General features: G+C 38.2%; 23 protein-coding genes and 1 pseudogene. 11 read left to right on the forward strand and 13 right to left on the reverse strand.

The window, feature by feature from the left end; genetic code table 11:
• Positions 1-64: 64 nt before the first annotated feature.
• Positions 65-1,405 carry a CitMHS family transporter gene (locus MSG66_RS16015; protein ID WP_133974829.1) on the forward strand — a complete coding sequence of 447 codons (1,341 nt, stop codon included), beginning with the start codon at positions 65-67 and terminating at the stop codon, positions 1,403-1,405.
• A gap of 40 nt (positions 1,406-1,445) precedes the next feature.
• On the opposite strand, the gene MSG66_RS16020 is transcribed toward MSG66_RS16015, so the two are convergent.
• On the reverse strand, positions 1,446-1,958 hold the full coding sequence (locus MSG66_RS16020; RefSeq protein WP_202742773.1) for a hypothetical protein: 513 nt from the start codon (positions 1,956-1,958) through the stop codon (positions 1,446-1,448).
• Between the two features lie 222 nt (positions 1,959-2,180).
• On the opposite strand from MSG66_RS16020, the gene MSG66_RS16025 reads away from it, so the two are divergent.
• Entirely contained in the window at positions 2,181-2,729 is a 549-nt protein-coding gene (locus MSG66_RS16025) for a DUF2239 family protein (RefSeq protein ID WP_324654599.1), read from the forward strand.
• 53 nt (positions 2,730-2,782) lie between these two features.
• On the opposite strand, the gene cysN is transcribed toward MSG66_RS16025, so the two are convergent.
• The 5 genes and pseudogenes from cysN to lysS all read right to left on the reverse strand — a co-directional run bounded on the left by cysN (position 2,783) and on the right by lysS (position 8,875).
• Positions 2,783-4,396 carry a sulfate adenylyltransferase subunit CysN gene (gene cysN, locus MSG66_RS16030; RefSeq protein WP_324654600.1) on the reverse strand — a complete coding sequence of 538 codons (1,614 nt, stop codon included), beginning with the start codon at positions 4,394-4,396 and terminating at the stop codon, positions 2,783-2,785.
• A gap of 30 nt (positions 4,397-4,426) precedes the next feature.
• On the reverse strand, positions 4,427-5,335 hold the full coding sequence (cysD, locus tag MSG66_RS16035) for a sulfate adenylyltransferase subunit CysD (protein ID WP_004641806.1): 909 nt from the start codon (positions 5,333-5,335) through the stop codon (positions 4,427-4,429).
• Positions 5,328-5,460: pseudogene (locus MSG66_RS16040) on the reverse strand (hypothetical protein). Before MSG66_RS16040 ends, cysD begins: the two are co-directional and overlap by 8 nt.
• Positions 5,461-5,714: 254 nt before the next feature.
• Positions 5,715-7,160 (reverse strand): capsule assembly Wzi family protein, encoded by a 1,446-nt coding sequence (locus MSG66_RS16045; protein WP_324654601.1) that lies wholly within the window; start codon positions 7,158-7,160, stop codon positions 5,715-5,717.
• Positions 7,161-7,345: 185 nt separating this feature from the next.
• Positions 7,346-8,875: a lysine--tRNA ligase gene (gene lysS / locus MSG66_RS16050; protein ID WP_004641802.1), complete on the reverse strand. Its 1,530-nt coding sequence runs from the start codon at positions 8,873-8,875 to the stop codon at positions 7,346-7,348.
• Between the two features lie 258 nt (positions 8,876-9,133).
• Between lysS and MSG66_RS16055 the strand changes: the two genes are divergently transcribed.
• Positions 9,134-9,622, forward strand: coding sequence for a YqiA/YcfP family alpha/beta fold hydrolase (locus tag MSG66_RS16055; RefSeq protein ID WP_133974839.1), 489 nt, complete (start codon positions 9,134-9,136; stop codon positions 9,620-9,622).
• A 53-nt stretch (positions 9,623-9,675) separates the two neighbouring features.
• Here MSG66_RS16055 and MSG66_RS16060 read toward each other — a convergent pair whose 3' ends face one another.
• Entirely contained in the window at positions 9,676-10,116 is a 441-nt protein-coding gene (locus tag MSG66_RS16060) for an SRPBCC family protein (RefSeq protein ID WP_133974841.1), read from the reverse strand.
• Between the two features lie 434 nt (positions 10,117-10,550).
• On the opposite strand from MSG66_RS16060, the gene rubA reads away from it, so the two are divergent.
• The 4 genes from rubA (at position 10,551) to oxyR (ending at position 13,904) form a co-directional block, all read left to right on the forward strand.
• Positions 10,551-10,715: a rubredoxin RubA gene (rubA, locus tag MSG66_RS16065; RefSeq protein WP_000760495.1), complete on the forward strand. Its 165-nt coding sequence runs from the start codon at positions 10,551-10,553 to the stop codon at positions 10,713-10,715.
• Between the two features lie 94 nt (positions 10,716-10,809).
• Positions 10,810-11,991, forward strand: coding sequence for a rubredoxin reductase RubB (rubB, locus tag MSG66_RS16070; protein ID WP_324654602.1), 1,182 nt, complete (start codon positions 10,810-10,812; stop codon positions 11,989-11,991).
• A gap of 53 nt (positions 11,992-12,044) precedes the next feature.
• Complete coding sequence (estB, locus tag MSG66_RS16075; RefSeq protein ID WP_324654603.1) at positions 12,045-12,989, forward strand: esterase EstB; 945 nt, start codon at positions 12,045-12,047, stop codon at positions 12,987-12,989.
• Between the two features lie 6 nt (positions 12,990-12,995).
• A complete protein-coding gene (oxyR, locus tag MSG66_RS16080) occupies positions 12,996-13,904 on the forward strand; it encodes a LysR family transcriptional regulator OxyR (RefSeq protein ID WP_042898222.1) in 909 nt (302 codons plus the stop codon).
• A gap of 30 nt (positions 13,905-13,934) precedes the next feature.
• Here oxyR and MSG66_RS16085 read toward each other — a convergent pair whose 3' ends face one another.
• Positions 13,935-14,525, reverse strand: coding sequence for an SPOR domain-containing protein (locus tag MSG66_RS16085; protein ID WP_202742936.1), 591 nt, complete (start codon positions 14,523-14,525; stop codon positions 13,935-13,937).
• Positions 14,526-14,582: 57 nt separating this feature from the next.
• Between MSG66_RS16085 and MSG66_RS16090 the strand changes: the two genes are divergently transcribed.
• Positions 14,583-14,711 (forward strand): hypothetical protein, encoded by a 129-nt coding sequence (locus tag MSG66_RS16090; protein WP_081399186.1) that lies wholly within the window; start codon positions 14,583-14,585, stop codon positions 14,709-14,711.
• Positions 14,712-14,770: 59 nt separating this feature from the next.
• On the opposite strand, the gene ppk1 is transcribed toward MSG66_RS16090, so the two are convergent.
• The gene (gene ppk1, locus MSG66_RS16095; RefSeq protein ID WP_324654604.1) at positions 14,771-16,849 is read right to left on the reverse strand and encodes a polyphosphate kinase 1; all 2,079 of its coding nucleotides are present in this window, start codon (positions 16,847-16,849) and stop codon (positions 14,771-14,773) included.
• Positions 16,850-16,953: 104 nt separating this feature from the next.
• The gene (gene mtgA, locus MSG66_RS16100) at positions 16,954-17,631 is read right to left on the reverse strand and encodes a monofunctional biosynthetic peptidoglycan transglycosylase (protein ID WP_133974845.1); all 678 of its coding nucleotides are present in this window, start codon (positions 17,629-17,631) and stop codon (positions 16,954-16,956) included.
• A gap of 76 nt (positions 17,632-17,707) precedes the next feature.
• Here mtgA and MSG66_RS16105 point away from each other — a divergent pair, with 76 nt between their 5' ends.
• Positions 17,708-18,517, forward strand: a complete 810-nt coding sequence (locus MSG66_RS16105) for a rhomboid family intramembrane serine protease (protein WP_133974846.1) — start codon at positions 17,708-17,710, stop codon at positions 18,515-18,517.
• Between the two features lies 1 nt (position 18,518).
• On the opposite strand, the gene MSG66_RS16110 is transcribed toward MSG66_RS16105, so the two are convergent.
• Positions 18,519-20,981, reverse strand: coding sequence for an ABC transporter permease (locus MSG66_RS16110; RefSeq protein WP_324654673.1), 2,463 nt, complete (start codon positions 20,979-20,981; stop codon positions 18,519-18,521).
• Positions 20,982-20,984: 3 nt separating this feature from the next.
• Positions 20,985-21,677 carry an ABC transporter ATP-binding protein gene (locus MSG66_RS16115; protein WP_133974848.1) on the reverse strand — a complete coding sequence of 231 codons (693 nt, stop codon included), beginning with the start codon at positions 21,675-21,677 and terminating at the stop codon, positions 20,985-20,987.
• 44 nt (positions 21,678-21,721) lie between these two features.
• On the opposite strand from MSG66_RS16115, the gene MSG66_RS16120 reads away from it, so the two are divergent.
• On the forward strand, positions 21,722-22,345 hold the full coding sequence (locus MSG66_RS16120; RefSeq protein WP_133974850.1) for an arylesterase: 624 nt from the start codon (positions 21,722-21,724) through the stop codon (positions 22,343-22,345).
• A 35-nt stretch (positions 22,346-22,380) separates the two neighbouring features.
• Here the strand turns inward: MSG66_RS16120 and MSG66_RS16125 are convergent, their stop codons facing one another.
• Complete coding sequence (locus MSG66_RS16125) at positions 22,381-22,995, reverse strand: carbonic anhydrase (RefSeq protein ID WP_075431290.1); 615 nt, start codon at positions 22,993-22,995, stop codon at positions 22,381-22,383.
• Positions 22,996-23,280: 285 nt separating this feature from the next.
• Here MSG66_RS16125 and MSG66_RS16130 point away from each other — a divergent pair, with 285 nt between their 5' ends.
• Positions 23,281-24,306: an alpha/beta hydrolase gene (locus MSG66_RS16130; protein WP_324654605.1), complete on the forward strand. Its 1,026-nt coding sequence runs from the start codon at positions 23,281-23,283 to the stop codon at positions 24,304-24,306.
• Positions 24,307-24,313: the final 7 nt, after the last annotated feature.

Below are 24,313 nucleotides of genomic sequence, written 5' to 3' on the forward strand. Positions count from 1 at the left end.
AATAACCAAGGTCAGAGTTTTGAATAAACTTGTTCAGTAAAACTATAGGCAAAGGATTGATTGTATGCTGACATTACTTGGTGTTGGCATGATTTTGTGCTTCATGTATTTAATCATGTCCAAACGTTTAAGCCCTATTATTGCTTTAATTCTCATCCCATTTATTTTTTCTCTTATTGCTTGGGGCCTAGGTCACTACTTTGAAAGTTTGAGTCACATTGAACTCAAAGGTCTCAGTGAGATGATGCTAGAAGGCATCAAAAAATTAGCGCCAACTGGCGTAATGCTTTTATTCGCAATTTTATATTTTGCCTTAATGATCGATGCAGGTCTTTTCGATCCACCAGTTAAATGGATTTTGAAAAAGGTTAAAGGTGATCCTTTAAAAATTACCATGGGAACCGTGTTTTTAACCACAATGGTTTCTTTAGATGGTGATGGTTCAACGACTTATATGATTTGTGTGGCTGCAATGTTGCCACTTTATCAACGCTTAGGAATGAATACACTCATCATGACAGCACTAATGCTGCTCTGTAGCGGTGTAATGAACCTAACACCATGGGGTGGCCCTACAGCTCGTGCTGCAAGCGCCCTGCAAATTGACCCAAGCCACATTTTCGTACCAATGATTATCCCTATGGTCATTAGTATTGGTTGGTTATTCTTCTTGGCATATTTATATGGTCGTTACGAGCAAAAACGTTTAGGGGTTATTGAGCTTGAAACTCACCATGGCGACAATATTACCGTATCGAAAGATCCTGAAGCGACCCGCCCACATTTACGCAAAGTAAATATGGTGCTCACAATCCTTCTTATGATTGCTTTGATCAAAGGCATTTTGCCTATGTCTGTGTTGTTCATGATAGCGTTCTGTATCGCAATGCTTATTAACTACCCTGACGTTGATATGCAGAAAAAGCGCATTGCAATGCATGCAGATAGTGTCTTAGCTGTTGTGGGCTTAATTTTTGCAGCAGGTATTTTCACAGGAATTTTATCTGGTACAGGTATGGTTGAGGCGATGTCTAAAGAGTTCGTCGCAATGATTCCTCCAAGCATGGGTCCATATCTTGCACCAATCACAGCTTTAGTCAGTATGCCTTTGACTTTCTTTATGTCTAATGATGCATTCTTCTATGGTGTTTTACCTGTTCTTGCCGAAGCTGCTTCACATTATGGTATTAGTGCAGAAGAAATTGCCCGTGCCTCGATTATTGGTCAACCAGTCCATTTACTATCACCTCTTGTACCATCAACCTATTTGTTATGTGGTCTTGCTAAAGTCGATTTTGCAGACCACCAAAAGTTCACTTTAAAGTGGGCATTTATTACTTGTATGGTTCTTATGGGTACAGCGCTAGTTATTGGTGTTTTCCCTTTGTTCCATTCACTTACATAAATTATCAGCAATAAAAAAAAGCCCCAAATGGGGCTTTTTTTTATTGCTCTACATATTCAATTAAGTGATCTAACACAATGTGAAAATGCAATGTAATGTCTTCTTCTAAAATTTTATAGGCATTATCAAACTGAACCATTGGCCAACCTTCTTTCCAAAATGGAAAAATATTGTGTAGGCTCTCAGTCACGATCGCATCTTCACGACTAATCGCTTGAGCAACTTGAGCTAAAACCTGAGCGGTTTCTGCCCCATCCATAGCTAAATAATCAAGACCACGTGCTTTAAAAATACGGATACGGTCTTTTTTATAACGAATCTTTTTCGCCTGACCTGAATTCAAGCCTAATGCCAGCGTAGCCGCTTCTACAAACTTTTCTTCAAAGTTTGCACTCAATGCAACTAAAGCCTGTTTATGTGCTTCTTGACGCCCAGCTTTCCCCCCATTACGGATAATCTCATTTGCTTCCGTATCTAGCTTATCTTTTTTCATAGACTGTAAAATGTCTAAAATTTCGATATCGCTTAAAGATTCAGGAGATTGCTCAAACATAGGAGTCCTTATACATAAAACTAAAGGCATATTCTCTCATAAAAGCACTACTAAAGCAGAGTAAAATTTTAAATAGCCTATTATCTTGACTATTTTTATAGTCCTAACTTCATAGACTACACTCACAAAATCAAACAATTCTTTGGTTATAATTTCAATTATTTGCCAAATTAATTTTACCCTGATAATATTATTTTACCCAGATAAAAATATACGGCTAAAATGAATACTAAAATCACCTATACTGCTTTCACTGGAAGCACGTTTATTGCGAGTGACTCCCTAGTTGAACTTGCAAAAAAACTTAAAAATCTTCCGAAACCAACGGAAAATATTCTGATTTTTAATGATCAAACAGGTCAACAAATTGATCTTGATCTTTCTGGTTCGGAACAAGAATTTCAACAACGTTATGCTGAACCGGAAGAAATTAAAAAAGTTGGACGACCTAAACTCGGAGTAATTTCTCGTGAAATCACTTTACAGAAAAAACATTGGGATTGGTTAGATCAACAAAGTGCGAGTGCATCAGCAATAATTCGTAAGTTAATTGATAAAGAGTTAAATAACCCAAATTCTGAAGGTAATATTATGCTCGCTAAACAAGCCATCGACCGTTTTATGTCTTCCATGTTGGGTAATATGCCAAATTACGAAGAAGCAACACGCGCCTTATATCAAGGCGATCGAGATATATTTTTAAAGATGATTCAGAGCTATCCTAAAGATTTAAGAGAATATTTAACTTTAAAAACTCAAAGTATTTTCTAAACCCAATAAAAAAAACCCGCTTACGCGGGTTTTTTCAAAATCAATCCAGCCTATTAAAGACGGACTAATTCCACAACTTTTTCAGCTGCCTCTTCAACGGTTTCAGCAGTAACTTCTGTATCTGTGCCTTCCACAGCCGTAGTGATAACCACAACACCTGTCTCACGCAATAAAGTAATTTGCTCAGCAGTTAAGTTGGCTTTTGCAATCACAACTACACCTTGTTGGATCAATAAACTTTCTAAAACTTGAGCTTTCTCGATTAACTGTGCAGAAATCCCAATCACCGCAGGCTTTTGACCCAAACGTGCAGCACGATCTTCAGCAGTTACAGGGTTGCTATGTGCAGCCCACTCTACCGTAGACTCAACCATACCCGCACCAACCGTTACATTGCTTAAACGATCAATGAAAATAAATGAACCTGTGTATCGTGAATCTTGATATTGATCAAACACGACTGGCGCATCAAACTCAACAACAACGTCTGCAATTGCATTTAATTCAAGCTCTTCCACCTGAGTATGCTCAAGCGTATTCACATTCACACGATAGTGAATGTTAGTCACTTTTGCAGGAACAGTCTGTGTACCAATCTTAACGTTGTACAACTTGCCCTTGACTAGTGGGTGTTCATTCATCCACACCACTGAAGCACGAACACTGCGTGAAATTAATGGCTGTTCACCTGCACGTACTAATACATTGCCGCGGCTAATATCAATTTCATCATTCAACGTTAATGTAACCGCCTGACCCGCAACAGCTTGATCTAGATTTCCATCAAATGTTACGATTTCTTTAACTGTTGAGCGCTTACCTGATGGTAATGCAACAATTTCATCACCAACATTGATTTTACCTAAAGCAACAGTACCAGCGAAACCACGGAAATCCAGGTTTGGACGGTTCACATATTGAACAGGGAAACGAAATTCGCGTTTGTTTGATTCACGACTAATTTCAACTGACTCAAGAATGCTCATCAAGGTTTGACCCTTGTACCAAGCTGTATGCTCAGAAGCATTTACCACGTTATCGCCATTTAAAGCAGAAATCGGTACAAATTGAATATTAGCTGGACGACGATCACCTAATTGGTTCACAAAATTATCATATTCAACCTGAATTTCGTTAAAACGCTCTTCAGAGAACTCAACTAAATCCATTTTATTAATGGCAACAACAATATTTTTAATACCAAGTAAACTTGCAATAAAAGTATGACGACGAGTTTGAGTTTGTACACCATAACGCGCATCGATCAAGATAATTGCAAGATCAGCGGTTGACGCACCTGTTGCCATGTTACGGGTATATTGTTCATGCCCAGGTGTATCAGCAATAATAAACTTACGCTTTTCCGTTGAAAAATAGCGGTAAGCCACATCAATGGTAATACCTTGCTCACGCTCGGCTTGTAAACCATCTACAAGTAACGCCAAGTCTGGTGCATCACCGGTAGTTCCTACTTTTTTACTATCACGCGTTACAGCTTGCAATTGATCTTCATAAATCAATTTTGAGTCGTAGAGTAAACGTCCAATTAAAGTACTTTTACCATCATCTACGTTACCGCAAGTCAAAAAGCGCAAAAGGTCTTTTTGTTCATGTTGTTTCAAATAGGCCAAGATATCTTGACTGATTAATTCTGATTGATGAGACATTGCTCAAACTCCACAAATTTAGAAATTGTCTTAGAAATAGCCTTCTTGCTTTTTCTTTTCCATTGAGCCCGCTTCATCATGGTCAATCATACGACCTTGACGCTCAGAACTCGTGGCTAAAAGCATCTCTTGGATAATTTCAGGTAACGTATCTGCTTCAGACTCAACTGCACCAGTTAATGGATAACAGCCAAGCGTACGGAAACGTACAGACTTCATCTGTGGAACTTCACCCTCTTTTAAACGCATACGCTCATCATCAACCATGATTAACGTACCGCTACGTTCTACTACAGGACGAACTGCAGAGAAATAAAGAGGAACGATTTGAATATTTTCTAAATAGATATATTGCCAGATATCTAACTCAGTCCAGTTAGATAATGGGAATACACGAATACTTTCACCTTTATTCACTTTACCGTTGTAAAGATTCCAAAGTTCAGGACGCTGGTTTTTCGGATCCCAACGATGCTTACTATCACGGAATGAATAAACACGTTCTTTTGCACGTGATTTTTCTTCATCACGGCGTGCGCCACCAAAAGCAGCATCAAATTGATATTTATCCAAAGCCTGTTTCAAGGCTTGGGTTTTCATAATATCTGTATATTTTGAGCTACCATGATCGAATGGATTGATTCCAGCTTCGCGACCTTCTTTGTTCTGATGAACGATTAAATCAAAGCCATGCGTTTTTGCCATGTTATCGCGAAATGAAATCATCTCTTTAAATTTCCACCCAGTATCTACATGTAATAATGGGAATGGAAGTTTAGCTGGATAAAATGCTTTTAACGCAAGATGAAGCATTACCGCCGAGTCTTTACCAATTGAGTAAAGCATGACTGGATTTTCAAATTCAGCAGCAACTTCACGAATAATATGAATGCTTTCAGCTTCAAGTTGCTTGAGATGTGTGAGTCTTGATTCAGTCATGAACACGTCCTTCTCTATCCATTTTGCCCATAAAATCTAGAAGTGGTATTAAACCGCCACCTAGAAGACCATGTGGAGGAACGAGTGCCATAACAACTCCAATTTTTTCGTAATAGATAATCCAACCACAAGCCTTTATATGGCTTATAGCATTAGTTATGCATTATAGTGATTTAAAACCGATTTCTTTTGCTTGTTTTTTCATATTGATATTCGATTTCATCATATACATGTAATATGCTGATTCACTTGCACAACTTGGCAATCGTAGCTTGTATAGTCAACTTAAGCAAATCATGATCTACTCTTTAGATTTCTCTAAAAACCATAAAAAAAGAGAAGCCTTAATAGCTTCTCTTTTGTAAAACATAATCTAATCTTAGAAACCGAACATTTTACGTTCTAATGGAATTTCAATCCCAATAGATGCGCCTGCATCATTACCTTCTAGATCTGAATCACTTACCCAGCCATTAATTTTTAATGGAAGATCAGGCTTGATGAAATGTGTCCAAGTTAAATCAAGGGCTTTAATTTCATCGTCTTTAGGGAATGCTTTATTAATTGCCCGGTCAGATTGGTTAACCTTAACCACCATAGCACGACCACTTAAACGGTTCATGACATCAAAGCGGATATCACCACCCACTGAATACATTTGCCCATCACCACCCATCGCGTGGCCTAATGGGTAACCATGCTGGTAATAGCCATCTTTATAAGTTGAATGTGCATAAGAGATACCTCTTACATCGCCATTCGTACGTGTATCTGCCCATTCTGCATAAAGTTGATAAGGCAAGTTATTGTAGCTAGATGAATAGTCCACACCTGCTAAGTACATTTTCTTAGAAGGTAAACCACCTGCTTCATCTTCACCTACATATTGTCCATATATACTGACTGGAACTTGGAATAGCGGTTGTAGTAATAAGCGACCATCAAAGCCTGCAATTTGGTTTGAAGGATCTGCTTCACCAGTTCCACCATTATCTTTATTGCCGACAAATGCATCCCATAAAGAACTAAAGCTTTCAGGACGTCCATCCCCACCCCATTGAATAGCACGCGATGCGCCTAACTCAATATATGGCAACGGTTGTGCAGTTACACGCAAGCCAATTAATTTAGCATCAGGGACTGCTTTATAGTCATCTAATTGACCAGCAAAAGCTTGATATTGCCAAGGCCCAATCCAAGATAACCATTTTGAATCAAAAGCATTTTGCACAGCACGTTGTGCCGTTACACCATAAACCGGACGGCTAGCATCACCACGAATTAAGCTACCATCATGGCCAGGACCCCACCATGTTGGAATTTGACCTGCAACTACCCACTGATTCCAAAGTTTACCAGCAACATATGAACCTTCAACATTCACATCTTGTCCATTATCAATTTGTGGATCTTTTTCTGCATTTACTCGGATTTTTGCATCCCAGTTTTCACCACCTGCATTAAACTCTAAAGAACCTTGATATTGAGCTTTTTGGTTATCACCGAATGCTTGCGGAACATTTTTAGCATCAGTCTCAGCAAAAGCGCCTACTTTAACTGTATTGTTATCTGCTTTTAATGCATTAAGAACGGAATTAATAACTTTTTGTTGAGCTGGATGAGACACTTCTGCCCGAGAGAGTGCTCGATGAATTTCATCACCACTTAACGGCCAAGTTGAAGTGCTAATATTGATAACACCTTGTTGATTCAACCAATTTAAGTCTGTACGTAAGTCCTCATTATTTAGCACTAAACCTTGTGCAAAAATAGCGGATGAAGCAGTTGCCAATATTGCAATCGAAAGTGTTTTTCTTAGAAACATGCCAGCCAATTCTCAAAGTTATTTATGAGCAACACCTTAAATTTTTTATCACAACTTTGCAATTGTTAAACTGTGCAATTACATTTTTTAACGCTATCTTAAGATTAGTGTAGATAGGTAAGTTTTTGAGATATATAAGTAATAAAAAAGGCAGTATAAATACTGCCTTTTTTACCTTTAGAAGATTAACCTTCTTTACGGCGCATGTGTGGGAATAAAATTACATCACGAATACTTGGTGCATCGGCAAATAACATGACTAAACGGTCAATACCGATACCCTCACCCGCTGTAGGTGGTAAACCATACTCAAGCGCTTCAACGAACTCTGCATCGTAATGCATTGCTTCATCATCACCAGCATCTTTCTCTGCAACTTGGGCTTGGAAACGTTCAGCCTGATCAATTGGATCGTTTAACTCGCTGAAACCATTTGCCAATTCACGACCACCGATGAAAAACTCAAAACGGTCGGTAACATGTGGATTGTCATCATTACGTCGAGCAAGTGGAGATGTTTCAGCTGGGTATTCAGTAATAAATGTTGGCTGACGAAGTTTAGTTTCAACAGTTTCTTCAAATACGATAGTTTGAAGCTTACCTAAACCAAAACCAGGCTTAACTTGTTCTTTTAATTCTTCACGAATAAATTGAGCAAGAAACTCACGGTCACCCACATTTTCTGGCGTAAACTGTGGGTTATTCTCTAAAATCGCATCAAACATAGAGATTTTTTTGTATGGCCCTTTGAAGCTAAACACTTCACCTTGGTAAGGCACATCAGTTGTACCCAAAATATCCAAGGCCAACTTTTCAATCATATTTTCAGTTAATGCCATCAAGTCTTTATAATCAGCGTAGGCTTGATAAAACTCGATCATCGTAAATTCAGGGTTATGACGTGTTGAAACACCTTCGTTACGGAAGTTACGGTTAATTTCAAACACACGCTCAAAACCACCAACAACCAAACGTTTTAAGTAAAGCTCAGGTGCAATACGCAAGAATAATGGCATATCCAAAGCATTGTGATGTGTTTCAAACGGACGTGCAGATGCGCCACCCGGAATCACATGCATCATTGGCGTTTCAACTTCCATGAAACGTTCATTGTTTAAAAATGCTCGAATACCTGCAACAACTTTAGCGCGGATTTCAAAAGTTTTACGTGTTTCTTCATTCACAATTAAGTCAAGGTAACGTTTACGGTACTTAACTTCTGTGTCATTTAAGCCATGAAATTTATCTGGTAACGGGCGAAGCGATTTCGTTAAAAGCTCAAAGCCTTCAAGATGAACATATAAATCACCTTTTCCTGAACGTCCGATATAACCTTCAGCAGCAATAATGTCACCAAGATCTAGACCTTTAATGGTCTCAAGAATATCTTTTGGTAAACCTTTACGGTCAACATATAACTGAATACGACCTGTCATATCTTGAATAACCATGAAAGAACCACGGTTTAACATGACACGACCAGCAATTTTTACATAGACATGCTCAGCGCTTTCAATTTGTTCTTTCGACTGATCTTTAAATTGTTCTTGTAGATCAGCAGCGTAATGTTCACGCTTAAACGTATTCGGCCAAGGACTCTTTCCAGTTTCCTTCGCAACATCTTGGATTTGCTTTAATTTGGCATGACGCTGTGCAATTAAATCGTTTTCGGAAATAGTTGGTTCAGAAGTCGATTGAGCGTTTTGTTGCGTCATCTCTGCCTCGATTAAGTAAAAATTAAGTGCTATATCTTAACAGATTGCGGGAGTTTTTCGAATGATTTCAATCAAACAAAAATGAAAAAAGACAATTTTATAGAACCAAACACTACTTTTTAAAGGCAAAATGACTTAGACCAATCGCTAAGATCATTTTTTAAAGCATTTAGTAAAATATAAAAAAATCCAAATAACCTCGATATTCAAAAGGCCCTATTTGCCTTTTATTTTATCAATGAGATTGTGTAGTAAATAATGAAAATTCTATTTTTACATGGCTTGGATTCTTCTCGTGAGTCGACAAAGTTCCATGCCATTTTACATCCTGAAAAATTTTGTATTGACGTCGATTATCGTAACTTAAGTTATGCATCTGTTGAGTACTTCTACCATCAGGTTATTCAGACGATCAAACCAGATTTGTTGGTGGGCCATAGCATTGGAGGCTATTGGGCGCTAAAAACTGCTGCTCAACATAAATTAGCTGTTATTGTGGCGAATCCAAGTCTTACACCTAATTTTCGGGAGGACTACCCTCAACTTTCTGAAGAAGAACTCATTCTCTCTAATCCTAAAATGGCCTATTTAGAATTAGGAGATGAGCAACTTGATATGTATCAGGTTCAAGAAAAACTTGCTCCCTACATGAACATTGAAACTTTTGAAGGTGGACATCATCGCTTGGCCTATCCTTCGCGAATTAATGATCTGATTATAAAAATTTATAAAAAATATTTGGCTTAGACTTACTATAGTTTGATTATATAAAACTGGTGTATATGTGAGTAAAAGAAGCTCTATTTTGCTTCTGCCATTTTTTTAACCACATCAAAACCTTGAACAAAGCCACTTTTCAACATGCCCATATATTCAGGTAAGGTGGCCACTTCAACTTTTAGAGCGGTTATATTATCTTTTTGGGTTAGAAAATATTTTTCTAAGGAACCACTCCACCCTTTAACCTCTTCACTTTCTAAATCCTCCTTACCCTCCTTAATCATTCCTAAATGTTTAAAAATCAATATTTCCGGTTTTTGCATTTGTTCAATCGTAGAAACCATTCCATTGCCTTCACCGTCAAGAAAATAAGTTTTACCACCGATTTCCCAGTCGGTACGCATGGTGGAATCCGGTGCAAAGAATTTCGTCCAAGCGTTATATGTCTCGCTATTCCAAAGTATGTCCCATACTTTTTCTATAGGCGCCTCAATTTCCACTTCATATACTAAATTTTCCATATTTCACTTCCCTGATTTATACCGTCTTAATGACAACAAATTTTAATTTTCGGTTTTAATAATGACATTCTGTCACATCATAGTTTGTTGTTATTTAGCTTTCGTATGAAATGAATCTTTAAATTATGAGGTGCTCTTTATTTCAAGATACTTTCACAAATAAAATTAATTATAAGAATGCATTAGTTATTATTCGTTTATGGCGAAGTTTTGCCTAAATAACCAGTTATTTGTCCTAACCTGCCATTCATCTTTACTTACGAATGATTAAACTCCGTTATTTACTTTACTTTGAATGTAGAACTGCGTAAAAATTTGATATCCGATCAAAGGCACATTGGTTATTATTGACCGGATCGTAGTTACATTATTAATAGATGGAATAGTTTTACTGAAAGGCAGCTTTGAGCAAACTTATCAGTGCGGAGAGTCTCATGAAAAAATATCAATGTATCGTTTGTGGATGGATTTATGACGAAGCGGAAGGTTGGCCACAAGACGGCATTGCAGCTGGAACAAAATGGGAAGATATTCCAGATGACTGGACTTGCCCTGATTGCGGCGTTTCAAAAGCTGACTTCGAAATGATCGAAATCTAAGAACGTAAAGTAAAAGGCCATGATCGACATGGTCTTTTTTACGAATATTACCCATCACCGTATTAAATAAATAATTCTAACTCTGGAGAAAAAAATGCATCCTATCGTCATTATCGGATCAGGCATGGCGGGTTATACCTTAGCACGTGAGTTTCGTAAGCTTAGCCCAGAGCAAGAACTTGTGATGATTTGTGCGGATGATGCAGTGAACTATGCAAAGCCAACATTATCAAATGCATTTGCAGGTAAAAAAGCACCAGAACAGATTCCATTAGGTGATGCTGCTAAAATGGGTACTCAACTCAATATGCGTATTGAGCCTTTTACTTTTGTAAAAGAGATTTTAGCTGAACGCCATGAGCTTGTTCTAGAGAAGGATGGTGTAACGTCGAAGCAACCCTACTCAAAACTAATTTTAGCCGTGGGTGCTAATCCAATTCGCCTTGCAATTGCAGGTGATGGTAGCGATGACATTCATGTCGTGAACTCACTGATTGATTACCGCACTTTCCGTGAAAATCTAGCTCAGCGTAAAGACAAACGTGTTGTTATTTTGGGCGCCGGTTTAATTGGTTGTGAATTTGCCAATGACTTACTTCATAGTGAATATGACATCACTGTAATTGATTTGGCTCCTCAGCCATTGGGTCGTTTACTTCCATCACATATTGCTTCTGCATTCCAGCAGAACCTTGAGGAAGCTGGAGTAAAATTCGCTTTAGGAACCACGGTTGAGAAAGTCAGCAAAGTTAATAATGGCGAAGATTATGCGATAACCCTCGCAAACGGACAAACATTGGTTGCTGACCTTGTTCTTTCTGCAATTGGCTTACAACCAAATATTTCACTTGCTAAAAGTGCAGATATTCAAACCAGCCGTGGCATTATTACCAATGGTTTACTGGAAACAAATCAAGCAGACATCTATGCAATTGGGGATTGCGCAGAAGTAAACGGTACCTTACTTCCATATGTTATGCCGATTATGCAACAGGCTCGTGCCCTCGCAAAAACACTCAGTGGACAACAAACTACCGTTCATTACCCTGCTATGCCTGTTGCAGTAAAAACTCCAGCGGCTCCGCTTACAGTATTGCCTGCTCCAGTTGATGTAGAAGTGAACTGGGAAACAGAAGAGTTCGACGATGGTATGCTTGCCAAAGCAATTGACAATGAAGGAACATTGCGTGGTTTTGTATTGCTAGGTGCAACCGCAGGTAAACAACGCTTAGCTTTAACAAAGCTTGTTCCAGATCTTATTCCAGCCCAAGCATAAGGTTTGTATCAGGAATACTCTCTAAATGAGTATTTCTTTAAGGAATGAATAACATGAATAGCGCCTTACAGTTTAACATTTCACCGTACACATCTTTCATGCAAGAAACCAAAGTCAACTTAGGCAATGGAATTGAATTACATGTAGAAGTAGGTGGGAAGCCAGAACATCCAACCATTTTGCTGATTATGGGTCTTGGTGCTCAAATGCTTTTTTGGCCAGATTTCTTCTGTAAATCGCTGATTGATCAAGGATTTCGTGTTATTCGTTTTGATAACCGTGATATTGGCCTTTCTTCAAAAGTACGTCATGAGGGTAAACGGTTAAATACTGTCAAATTGATGGGCCGTTTTGCACTTGGGCTAACTAATCAGGGTGCGCCTTATACTCTGCATGATATGGCAGACGATGTATCTATGCTCATTGATCGTTTAGGCGTAACCAAAGCGCATGTGATTGGTGCATCAATGGGTGGGATGATTGCTCAAATTCTTGCAGCAAAATATCCCGAAAAGGTTGAAAAATTAGGGCTTATGTTTACAAGCAATAATCAACCCTTTTTACCCCCTCCTTTTCCTAAGCAACTTTTGAGTTTAATTGGTAAACCTGAGTCCCGTGATGAAGAAGGTATTGTTAATCATAGTTTAAAACTATTTCAACTGATCGGTTCACCTGGATATCTCAACCAGATTGAAGCAATACAAACCGCACGTAAGCTTTATCAACGTAGCTACTATCCTGCTGGTGTACTTCAGCAGTTTTTAGCAATATTATGTACAGGTTCCTTACTTCAACTGGACCGTAAAATTAAGCAACCCGCTTTAGTCTTACATGGCTCTCGCGATCGTTTACTTCCACCTAGCCACGGTAAGGCTGTAGCAAAAGCAATTCCCGGTGCTAAGTTTGAATTAATTGATGGAATGGGGCATGATATCCCTGCACATTTTATTCCACAGCTTAGCGGTTTATTTGCGCATCATTTTAAATCATCAGACTAGGACACTATGGCTGCATTACCCTCACTAAGACAGCTATCATATTTAGTTACGTTGTCGGAAACTTTGCATTTTACTGAAGCAGCACGCCGCTCTTTTGTCACTCAATCGACGTTATCAGGCGGCATTATGGAGCTTGAACGTTTATTAGGTGGCGTTCTAGTAGAACGTGATCGTCAGAATGTGCGTTTAACACCTTTAGGTGAACAAGTCGTTGCTCGCGCCCGTGTACTACTAGCAGATGCTCAAGATTTAATGCGTTTGAGCCGTGAAATGAGTGAACCGTTAACGGGTGATTTGCATTTGGGTGTTATCCCAACCATTGCACCTTTTATCCTGACACGGTTACTTAATGAAGTGCATCAACAGTTACCTAAAATTCAGCTGCATTTGCATGAAGCACAAAGTGAAAAAATTGTAGAGCGCCTAGAACACGGTAATCTAGACATGATCGTTCTTGCTCTACCATTTGACACGAGAGGTCTAAAAACCGCTGAAATTTCGAAAGAAAATTTGTACCTTGTATGTAGTAAGCAAGATACGAATGCTCTTCAAGCAAACTCTCTAGATGATCTTGATTTATCAAGATTAATTTTGCTTGAAGAAGGCCACTGTTTACGTGACCACGTTTTAAGTGCATGCCCTATCGGTGAGCGTAAAAACGATAACCGCTTAAAAGCAAGCTCTTTACCAACATTAGTTGAAATGGTTTCTTCTGATTTAGGCTTTACGCTTTTACCAGAAATTGCAATTGAAAATAGTATGATCAAGTTTAATGATCAGATTACTGCAAAACCAATTGAAGATGCACCGAGCCGTACCTTAGCACTAGTGACTCGTAAGAGTACGCCATTGCAAAGTGAGTTCGATGTCTTACTGCAAATTATGCAGAAAATCACGATAAGATTACATGAATAAAAAAAAGGAGTCTTCGGACTCCTTTTTATTTTATTGAGGGGTTAAAGAAGCCCACTTAAACACCCAAGCGGATTGCATATTCAAACTATTATCAGCAATAATTTTTTGTCTAATAATTTGTGCAATGGCATAGTCATTTGCAGGGTCTACCATGACTCGTATTCCTTTAGTCGTTGCACTAGTTACAACCTTGTACCCTTTCGCTTCTAACTGCGACTGAACCGTACTTGCCTTATTTTGATTAGTGGCTAATGCAACTTGTACCATCCATTTCTTTTCACCATTTTCCAAAATTTCTTTAGCGACAGCTGCATCAAGTTGCTTTTTACCGTCAAATTTTTTCTTTTCTTCTATTTTCTTAGTGGGAACATCTTCAATTTTCTTTTGGGCTAAAAACACATCTTGTTTTGGTTTTCTTTTTTGGATGAGTACTTTTTTATTTTTCTCACCATTTTTGTTAGCTTTAACATTAGAAGAATTTACAAAATAAGGATATATCGCTTGGTCATCAAACCTTTGAAATACGATGATATCCCCATAACACTTCTGATCTGCATAGGCGGTCACTGGTATTATCCCCAAAAGTATTTTAATAAGTAAACTTCTAATAAAGCATTGCATCTTATTCATTTACCAAAGTTAAGTATATTTAATGCGGCGTATTAAAGTAGATTTCTTGTGATTTGTATATTTTTAAAATTCAATGTTTTATGTAAAAAATCACATATTTTCAAAACATATTGCAGTGCTTCAAATTATTATCGTTTATCCAGCAACCATTTAGAAAAACTAACTAAATTACTTTGAATTTCAGATAATTAAAAAAGCCGACAAAATGTCGGCTTTTATTTAATCTTGTGAGTTCATTATTTAATGATTTCCAATAATGCCCTTTGAGCATTATGCAATTTTTCACCCTCTGCTGGCTCAGCACGAATCCAAGTACTATCACCTTGTAACAGCCATGCCTGTTGATTATCTTGTAAGTAGTTCACTAAACCTTGTTGATAAATACGTTTTTTCAACGCAGGGTCTTCAACAGGGAAACACGCTTCAACACGATTAAATAAATTACGATCCATCCAGTCTGCACTTGAACAGTAAATACGTGCATCACCATTATTACTAAAATAATAAACGCGAGTATGCTCAAGGAAACGTCCTACAATTGAACGCACTCGAATATTTTCTGATAAGTTAGGCAAACCCGGACGTAAACAGCAAATCGAACGGATAATCAGGTCAATCTGAACACCCGCCTGAGAAGCTTCGTACAATTTATTGATTAACTGGACTTCGGTTAATGCATTTACTTTAACAATGATTTGAGCTTTACGCCCTGCTTTAGCATTGGCAATTTCTTCATCAATAAAGTTAATGAGCTGAGCATGTAAGGTAAATGGTGCATGTAATAGCTTTTTCAATTTCGCCATTTTGCCCATACCGGTCAATTCTTGGAAGATACGGTGTACGTCTTCACATAGATCTTTATCCGTGGTCATGAGACCATAATCCGTATAAATTCGTGCATTCATCGCATGGTAATTACCTGTTCCTAAATGAACGTAACGCACCAGTTTATTATTTTCACGGCGTACCACCAAGATCATTTTGGCGTGGGTTTTATAGCCGACTATGCCATAAACAACGACTGCTCCAGCCTCTTGTAAAACGTTTGCTACTTCAATATTTGATTCTTCATCAAAGCGAGCACGTAACTCAATGACTGCAATAACTTCTTTTCCGTTACGCGCCGCTTCAGCCAAAATTTGCACAATTTCAGAATCAGCACCACTACGATATAACGTCTGCTTAATTGCTAATACTTGCGGATCACGTGCAGACTCGCGTAGCAATTGAATAACCGGCGCAAAAGATTCAAAGGGATGATGCAGTAAAATATCCTGTTTTTGCATTGCCGAGAAAATACTCTCGGTCTTTTTAAACACTTTAGGCACAATTGGTGTATGCGAGTCATAACGCAAATGAGGACGCTTAAAATTTGAAACCAGACGAGCTAAGTTTACCGGACCATCAACTTTATATAATTGCTCATCGGTTAAATCGAACTCTTCAAGTAAATATTCATAAATGTGTTGAGGACAGTTATGGGTCACTTCCAAACGAACCGCGCGACCGAAACGACGAGAACTTAATTCACCTTTTAATGCTTTAGCTAAGTCTTCAACATCTTCATTCAATGCCAAGTCTGCATTACGTGTAACACGGAATTGGTAACATCCAGTTGCTGTCATTCCCGGGAATAAATCAGACACATGCTCATGGATAATTGCCGATAACATCACGTGATGTTCTTTACCGCCCGTTAATTCATCAGGTAGTCGTACAACACGAGGTAATGAGCGTGGTGCAGGCACAACAGCTAAATCGATTTGACGGCCAAAAGCATCTTTACCTTCAAGGGTAATAATGAAATTCAGGCTTTTATTCACAAGTCGAGGAAATGGATGTGCTGGATCTAAGCTAATTGGTGTTAGTACAGGTGCAACTTGTTCCTGAAAATATTTTTTTACCCAAGCAGACTGGGCTGGAGTTAGCTCACCACGACGTAAGAAGCAAATATCTTCTTCACGTAGCTTAGGTAAGATTTGCTCATTTAAAATACGATATTGACGCTCAATCGCTGCATGAGCAGTTTCAGATATTTTTTGTAAAACCTGTCTAGGAGTAAGGCCATCAGGGCTACGACTTTCATTGCCTAGAGAAAATTGCTCCATTACTCCTGCAACACGAATTTCAAAAAACTCATCGAGATTACGTGAAAAAATGAGCAAGAAATTCATTCGTTCAAGCAATGGGTGTAAAGGGTCTACTGCTTGTTCCAATACACGCAAATGGAAGTCAAGAATAGACAATTCACGATTGATATAACGGTCATTATAACTATATTCTATTGGGGTCGTTGCTGTAATCGCTGTATTCATGTCTAACTCTATTCTCTATCCAGCCAAATCTCTATGAACCAGTATGCTGCAAAAATATGACAATTTGGTAAAAACTAAAAAATTAACACATCTTTAAAACAGCATTATTCAGGAATTTGGGTGCCATTCATATAACGTAAAATAACGCGTTTTCTATATTGTAGTTTATGATCATTGCGGTGATCTTGATAATATTTCGGATCAGGCAATAATGCAGCTAAAAAAGCAGCTTGTTCGCGCGTTAAGCTTTTAGCACTTTTCCCATAATAATATTGAGCGGCTGCTTCAATACCATACCGATTTTTACCGAATTCAACTGAGTTCATATACACTTCAAGAATTCGACGTTTTGACCACATCCGCTCCATCATCCAAGTCGCGACTGTTTCTTGGCCTTTACGAATAAATGAACGTTTATTGTATAAAAACAAGTTCTTTGCAAGCTGTTGAGACACGGTAGAACCGCCAGCAACAATCTCACCCTTTTCATTATTTCGCTCAAGAGCAAAACGAATACCCTGCCAGTCAAAACCATGGTGATGAATAAACTTTGCGTCTTCGCCCGCTAAAATCGCATGTTTGAAATTGTCGCTAATATCATCATAGTCGCGCCATTCATGAATGATCGGCTCTGATGTATCAGACCAATAATCAATTCGCATGAACATGGTCGTATCCACTTCATGTGTCCGCCACCAGACCAAACTCGAAAAAATCCAAAGTTGAATAAGGAGAATCGCCCCAATAAAAATTAACAACACGCGAACAATAAAAGCTTTCATGTTCGTCCTGATCTCCTGTATTCAACTTTTTTCATGTTAAGCTGTAAAGCATGTTCATATATAACAAAAGCATAGCATGACTCAATATCAGCCTCCGCACATTAATCGTAAACTCAATGTACAAAATTGGTGGCTGACCGCCCTACTCATCGCAATCAATGTAGGTTTGTTTGTCTGGCAAATTGCGACTGGTGTCGATATTAGTGACCCAGCCATGAAAGATGCCATTCATTGGGGGGCTGATTTTACACCACTTACTTTTTCTGGGCAGCCCGAACGTTTATTTACCAGCATGTTTTTTCATTTTGGTTTAGTTCATCTCATGCTTAACATGTGGGCCCTCTATATTTTCGGTAATGTTGCTGAGTCACTATTTGGCCGCTTCTATTTTATTGGAATATACTTACTCGCTGGCTTATTCGGTAGCCTTTTAAGTAGTTATATGACCATTCAAAATGGACATGAATTACTGCAACATTTCGACCAAAGCTTACTTCCTCATGTCAGTGCCGGCGCATCGGGTGCTGTAATGGGATTAGGTGCTGCGTTAACAGTTCTTTCTTTATTTCCACCTCTGCCTCATCAAGCCTACATACTTGATAAAAAAGCATTATTAATGATTATGGCAATCAACCTTATTTTTGGTTTTGTCGCAACTGGCATTAATAATGCCGCACATATTGGCGGCATGGTTATTGGAGCATTTCTTGCACTGATGTGGTACTTAAGCTATGTCAGCAAGTTTAAAAACACACTCAAAATTTTAGGTCTTTTAGGTGCAGTTTTAATTACAGGTGGTTTTTATATGTACTGTGTACAACTCAATTCACCTTTACTTCCGTTATGGCATGAAATCATCATCCAAAACCCCGGAATTATTCCTTAAGTTACAACTGGTTTAATTCTCTTAAGCTTTGTAAAGGTGGTAAGTTGCAAAGATAACCGAGTCGATAACGACCAATCAAAGCACAGACCAGCATCATGCCAAGCGGTAAAATCAGCCATATTTCAAAATGCCACTGTATTGCCATATTCATTTTATAACTAGCAATAGCACTAATTACTTCTGCAAAACAGCAGGCCACTATGCCTGCTAACAATCCTAAAAACCCTATCTCAAAACTAAGCATTTGCTTCATTTTGTTTTTTGACAAACCAAATGAACGTAATAAAGCAACTTCACGGCGTCGCTCATCCATTAATAGATTTAAACATGCAACAAGAACTAATACGCCTGAAAACCCAACTAATGCTGCCAGTACAGTCACAATTTTGACCAAAACATTCATTAAGCGTTTTACTTCATCTAAAATTCGATCAACATCAATAAATACCGTATTCGAAAACTGCTGAATGATATTAATCATTTTTGGTTGATCTAGCTTAGGTACATAAAAGCTACCCAAGTAACTTCCAGCATTTTCATCTAACGTTTTAGGTGAAAAAATAAAGAAAAAGTTAGGGCTAAAACTTTCCCACTCTACACTTCGGAAGTTAATAACTTTGGCCTGTAAAGTGCCTTCCGGCAGACTAAAGCTAAGCTTATCTCCAATTTGAATACCAAGGCTTTCAGCCGTTTTGTTTTCAACAGAAACTTGCCCTACACCACTAAACTGAGCTTGTCCTTTTGTAATGGCATTGTCATTCGGCAATTGATTAGACTGAGTTAAATTTAATTCGCGGCGCAAAGAATTATTCTGTTTTATAGCTTCTTCCGAAAAAGGTACATCATTCTTTGCCAATAATCGGCCACGGATATTTGGATATAACGGCGTGCTTTGCCAACCATTTTGCTTTAATTGTTGTTCAAAATCTTTTAAGTCAAATGGCGGTAACCCATAAACAAATTGATTAGGTGTTCCTTCGGGAAGTTGCTGCTGCCAACGCTGTAATAAATCTGTTCTTAAGACACTTAACACCGTAATGAGGCTTAATCCTAAAGCCAGAGCAGTAATTTGTAATGCACTTTGAGACGGAGAACGAATATAAAAAGACAACCGATTTTTCATCTTTTTTAAGCTACGAAGCAAAAGCCAAACAGCGGTGTAAAGAAAAATACAAAGAATGATAATAGCAGCCAAAACCGAAATGCTGAGCATCAAGTTTTCACTCAGCACCAAGCTAAAAACAATCAGGCTGCTAATACCGGCAAAAAACATAAAAAATAATGATTTTCGAGATTTTGCCTGTTCACGAATAACCCGAATAGGCGGTGTATTTAAAAGCTCCCAAATACTTGGCAAAATAAATCCAAGCAGTACAATCACACTCGTAAAAATAGCGATTGGTAACGGCCCAAGTAAAAGCGGTATTAGCGAAAAACTTAATTCCAGCTGAGGAATGAGTTGTAACATCAGTTGCAGCAGGCCATACCCCATGACTAAACCTAATAGACTACCCATCACAATCGAAATCGCACTAACAATAGACAGTAGTCCAATATATGCCCACAAGATTTGGAACTTACTTGCTCCTAAACATCTGAGAAGTGCAATGTGATCTTGGTTTTGTTGAACATATCGTTGACTCGTTAAAGCGATGGCAATACCACACAATAAAATTGTTAAAATATTGGCCAGTTGCAAAAAGGTATCTAAGTTTTCAAGTGGGCGTAATAATCTACTATTTGATTCACTTGCATCACGTAAACGCAAGCCTGCCGTTTCATCTAATTCTTTATTTGTAGTTTGATGCTGCTGTTTAAACTGCTTAGAGAAAGCTTGAACCTGTTCAGAACTACCTGCCATTAATAAGCGGTAATCAATTCTGCTTCCTGTCTGAATTGCATGAGTTTTAGCAATATCAGCTTGATGAATAATAACCGTGGGAGAAAAGCCAGAGAAACCTAACTCCTGATTTGAATCACGCACAATCACGCCACTAAAACGGAAGGTGCCATCCGCAATAGAAACAGCATCACCAAGTTTTACTTTAAGTAAATCAGCAGCCCTTTGACTTAGCCAGACTTCACCAGATTGAATTGCTTGCGTCTTTGGCTCAATTTCTAACTGTCCTCTTAATGGAAATAAAGGCTCTATTGCTTTTACATTGACCATAACAAACTGATCTTGGGTATGAGCCATAGAACTAAATAGAGTGACCTTAGTTTGCTTTAAGCCAAGCTGCTCTGCCCTTTTTTTCCAAGACTGTTCAATAGGTTCATTATTTGATAAAACTAAATCAGCACCCAACATTTGCGAAGCTTGCAAACTGACAGCGTTTTTAACTTGGTCATTGCTAAATTTCAGAGCGGTTGTTGCACTGATCGCAAGCGATAGAGCAATTATGAGCAGATATAATCCACCTGTGCGGAAACTTTGTAGTAAAAGTGGTTTTAGAAGATTGCGCATCATTTAACCACCCTGTACTGTCTTTAGTCGGCCGTCGTCTAATTCAACATGACGCTGACAAAGGGTTGCTAGATTACGGTCATGGGTCACCAAAATCAGAGTCGTACCTAACTCTCGATTTAAATCAAAAAGTAGACTCTCAATTTCTTGTGCTGTCTGACCATCTAGGTTTCCAGTCGGTTCATCAGCAAAAATAATTTGTGGTTCTGCAATCAGTGCTCGTGCAATTGCAACACGTTGCTGTTCTCCTCCAGATAAGACTTTAGGTGTTTGTTCAACCTGACGACTAAGTCCCACTCGATGTAACCAATCTAAAGCTTTTTTCTCTGCAGTTTTATAATCGAAATCTTTACGTAACCTCAAGGGCAACATCACATTTTCAAGCGCACTCAACTGAGGTAAAAGTTGAAAAGACTGAAATACAAAACCAATATGCTGCATTCTGATTTGGGCGCGTTGTTCCTCTGTTAGCTGATGAACAGCTTGCCCGCACAACCAAACTTCGCCTTCAGACGGTTGATCTAAAGTCGCCAAAATTCCCAGCAAGGTCGATTTACCTGAGCCAGAACGCCCCGTAATTGCTACCTGTTCCCCTTCAAAAATCTCTAAATCGATCTCTTTTAAAATCGTAAACTGATTTTGGTTAATCTGAATAGTTTGTGTAACTTGATGGGCAGCAATGATGGGTTGTGGCATGATGTAAAAAGTCCTATGTATTCAGAATCAGAGTCGAAGTACAAATGTATAAATCTTTTTTGATTGGTTCTAAAAGCATCATGCTCATCTCGTTGAGTATGTTACCTATGCTTGTATCGGCGAAAACTATTTTAATTTTAGGAGATAGTATTAGTGCCGGTTACGGAATTGATCCCAAACAAGGTTGGGTACAATTGCTGCAAAAACGTTTAGACCAACAGTATCCCAAACAGCACAAAGTGGTCAATGCAAGTGTTAGTGGAGAAACAACCAGCGGCGCTTTAGCCAGATTACCTAAGTTATTGCAGACCTATAAGCCTAATGTGGTCGTGATTGAATTAGGTGGGAATGATGGTTTACGTGGGCAACCCCCTCAAATGATTCAACAAAATCTGTCTCAACTGGTTCAATTAAGCCAAAAACAAAAAGCTAAAGTTATTGTTTTTGGTATGAAAATCCCGCCAAATTATGGAACTGCGTATAGCAAAGCTTTTGAAAATAATTATAAAGTTGTCAGCCAAAAATATCAGGTGAAATTACTGCCATTTTTCCTAAATGGTGTCGCAGGTCAAAAACAGCTTATGCAAAATGACTTGATTCACCCAAATGCACAAGCACAATCAAAACTAGTTAATTTGGCTTATCCATACATAAAAGGTGCCCTATAGGCACCTTTTAGTTTTAAGAATTATTGCTAATATGATTAGAAATCAAAAAAAGTAACTTCGCCAGTTTCTAGCGAATATTCAGCACCAACAACAATTAATTTACCTTGTGCAATTAAATTTTCTAGCACAGCCGAACCATGACGTAATTGATTTACTGAAGCAAAAACGTTTGAACGTACTGCATGGCATGAAAGTTTTTTCAAATCATTTTTTAGATCAGTTTGCATCAAAATTTCAACTGAAGGTCGAACACGGTTCACAATCGACATTAAGTTTGCAGAGGGTGGTTGATCAGGATTCATCAACGTATCAATTGTTGCTTGAATCGCGCCACAATGACTATGTCCTAATACCACAACAACTGGGCAGTCATAACGCTCTGCTGCGAATTCAACACTACCTACTTGTGAAGGTGCAACGACGTTACCCGCAACACGAATTACGAATAAGTCACCAAGACCTTGGTCAAATACCATTTCTGCTGGTACACGAGAATCAGAACAACCTAATACAATCGCAAACGGATTTTGATCCTTTGCCATTTCAGCTCGTTCATGATGCGATAAGGTTTTTGCAAGGGAAGTATTTCCATTTACAAATCGTTGATTACCAGCTCTCAAACGATCTAAAACTTCTTGCGCAGTAGGCATTTTATATTTCCATTGTTTTTTCAAGGTTGGAAATCATTTTAATGTGTCAAATTTTGAATGTCACTGACAAAAAATTAAATCCTTTTCCATGAAAAATTTTAAAAATATGTCCTCTACTTGAATAGAGAATTTACTGCACATTTGCTACTGTTTAGCGAAAAAATAGACATACTTTGGTTCTCGGATTGACTATAATTTTTGTCCTTTTGATCATTGGGCAAATGACTCATTGGCAAAGTTTTTCAATAATTTTCAAACTCGCTTATGCCTCAAGGATGAAATCTTATGACAACGCTGTTTGTATCAACCAAAACTACCCTAAAAAAAACAGCTATGGCACTTGCCTTGGCCTGTAGCCTTACAACAATAACAGGTGTTTTTCAGACGCAAGCAGCTGATACGATAGATATAAACTTTCAGAATATTTTACAACAAGAGCGCAGTTGGGCAGGTTTACAAAGTAAAAGTTTAAAAGTTGGTGATATAACTTGGTCATATAGTGAAGGTGGGTCTGCCACTAAACCCACTTTACTCCTTATTCATGGATTAGGAGGGAGTCGTGATAACTGGAACCGTGTCTCTCGTTATCTGACAGCAAATTACCATGTCATTATTCCTGATTTACCTGGCAGTGGTGAAACCTTAGTTACACAAGACTTTGATTATTCAGTGCCTAATCTTGCCGAAAAATTACGTCGTTTTGTTGAAGCTGCAAATTTAAAAGGCCCTCTTCATATTGCTGGCCACTCACTTGGCGGTTCAATTGCCTTACTCTATGCTGGACAATATCCATTTGAAACCAAAAGCCTATTCTTAGTTGATAGTGGCGGTATTTTCCGTTCAGCAAATACAATTTATCTAAAAGATCCTGCTTACCTAAAACAACTTTTAGTATCTATAAAGGGTGACTTTAACTATTTATTAAAGCAAACCATGTTTAATCCTCCGTTTATTCCAAAAGAATTTTTAGAAGCTCAAGAAAAGCTGATGATTAATCAGGCACCTCAAACTCAAAAACTGGTTGATCAACTTATTGCACTCAATAAAGTCTACACGCCTGATTCATTTGCAGTTCTCACCAAGACAATCGATGCACCGACACTAATTTTATGGGGTAAGCAAGATAAGATTATTAATGTCGAAGTCGCAAGTGAACTAAAACGACTTTTAAAAAATGCCCAGCCTCCAGTTATTTTAGAAAATGTCGGCCATATGCCGATTTTGGAAGCTGAGCAGTTGGTTATTCAACAATATGTACCGTTTTTACTTAAAGTAGAAACAAATCAGTCTTTAAGAACGACTACACCTTAAATAAAAC

It is taken from the genome of Acinetobacter sp. IK31, from assembly GCF_035615195.1.
Classification (GTDB): domain Bacteria; phylum Pseudomonadota; class Gammaproteobacteria; order Pseudomonadales; family Moraxellaceae; genus Acinetobacter; species Acinetobacter calcoaceticus_C.